The organism is Lacinutrix sp. YIN62 (assembly GCF_057219185.1).
This window is the reverse complement of the sequence record NZ_JBXVVH010000064.1, coordinates 1-1,597: the sequence shown is the minus strand read 5'-3', so window position 1 is coordinate 1,597 and position 1,597 is coordinate 1. Positions and strand designations below refer to the sequence as shown.

General features: G+C 29.7%; 3 protein-coding genes. All 3 read left to right on the top strand.

The features are described 5' to 3' along the window. Positions 1-187 precede the first annotated feature (187 nt). The 3 genes from AC2D8I_RS16150 to AC2D8I_RS16140 are packed head-to-tail and all read left to right on the top strand — an operon-like array spanning position 188 to position 1,286. Positions 188-463 (top strand): hypothetical protein, encoded by a 276-nt coding sequence (locus tag AC2D8I_RS16150; RefSeq protein WP_484707146.1) that lies wholly within the window; start codon positions 188-190, stop codon positions 461-463. A gap of 2 nt (positions 464-465) precedes the next feature. Beyond that, complete coding sequence (locus AC2D8I_RS16145; protein WP_484707145.1) at positions 466-720, top strand: biotin/lipoyl-containing protein; 255 nt, start codon at positions 466-468, stop codon at positions 718-720. A gap of 41 nt (positions 721-761) precedes the next feature. After that, a complete protein-coding gene (locus AC2D8I_RS16140) occupies positions 762-1,286 on the top strand; it encodes a hypothetical protein (RefSeq protein WP_484707144.1) in 525 nt (174 codons plus the stop codon). Positions 1,287-1,597: the final 311 nt, after the last annotated feature.

Below are 1,597 nucleotides of genomic sequence, written 5' to 3'. Positions count from 1 at the left end.
AAGTAAGATTACATTTATCTTTAGACTTTAAAACTCCTAATATGGTATATAAATTATCAGCGTAAATTCAATTTTAACCTGTAGCCATATTTCAGGACGAGACATTACAAAAATGAATAAACAAAAAGTAATTAAATTTAGATTTAAAATTCCTTTTCGAACTATTGCTAATTTTCAGGGCGAAAGAATGTATGAGGAGACTCTTGAAGATCATTTTAGATATTCTATTTGTGAACCAATTAGACAAAAAAATATTAAATATGAATTTGATTTTCATGCATTTGACGTTCCTGAAGGGTTTGGTATGGAATTAATAATGCAAAGTGATAATTTTGATATGGACTCTATTGTTAAAAAATTAGTCAAAATGGGATTTAGACTTGGTTTAAAAGTGACAAAATATTCAAATGGAAAATGGATTGATCTATATAATGATTCAAGACGAATACTCTACAATTTTTAAATATGGAAGAGCATATTGTTGAACGATTTTCTGGAGGAATGAATATTGACGGAAGTGGCTATGTTTCAAAAATTTTTGTGAATAATAAAGACTTTATCAAAAAGGGAAATGAAGTAGTAAAATTTGAAAGTAATGGTTATGAAATGACTTTAACTGCGGGAGAAAGTGGTATAATTGAGATACTAATATCTGAAAATCAAAAATTATTACAAAACGATATTTTATGGAAAATAAAAACTACACCTAACAAAACCTAAACTGCATTAAAACGCAGCTTAGCCGAACCGTTACCACCAATTTGAAAAAAATTAGAACTTTAATATTAACCATATTGATTTCCATAACCTTAAGTGTGATTTATGGAATTACGCACGATTTTATTACATCAAAAATCTCACCTGAATTTTACACAAAACTGACTTTTTACAATTTTGGAATTTTAGATGATTATTCGAGAGAATTTAGCGGAAATTGGACTTTTGCTCTGATTTGGGTTGGATTTTTCTCAACTTGGTGGTTTGGTCTTTTAACTGGGCTGATTCTCGGAATTGTCGGAATGAAATATAGCGGCGAAAAAAAATTACTTAATAAAACGCTGAAATCAATACTAATCGTAATCGGAATTACAATTCTGTTCGGATATACTGGATATGGAATTGCGGAATTAAATCCATTGGAAATTATTACGAATTATAACTTCCCGTTTGAAATTGAGCATAAAGCGGAATTTAATAAAGTGGCGAAAATCCATAATTTCTCATATATCGGAGGAATTGTCGGACTGATAATCGGAACGTTGAATCAAATAAAAAACTGGTGGTAACACTGGTAATCGTTGCACAAGTCTATAAAAACATAAAAAAAGCAAGCTATTTTATAATATGTACAAGTGAGCTTGTACTTATATGGTAGCTGCTTACAGGCTGACCATTTTTTAAAAGAAATACGTTGGAAAATAGTTTATCTTCGCTTTCGCTACGTAAACGATTATAACCAAACAACACATATACTTAAACGTTGGCAAGCATTTTGACTCGTCCTGAATAAAGGCTACATAATTCAAGTAGATTATGTATAAAAATGACAGAGTTACTAGACGTTACAGTGAATCATTCAAATTAAAAATTTTAGACG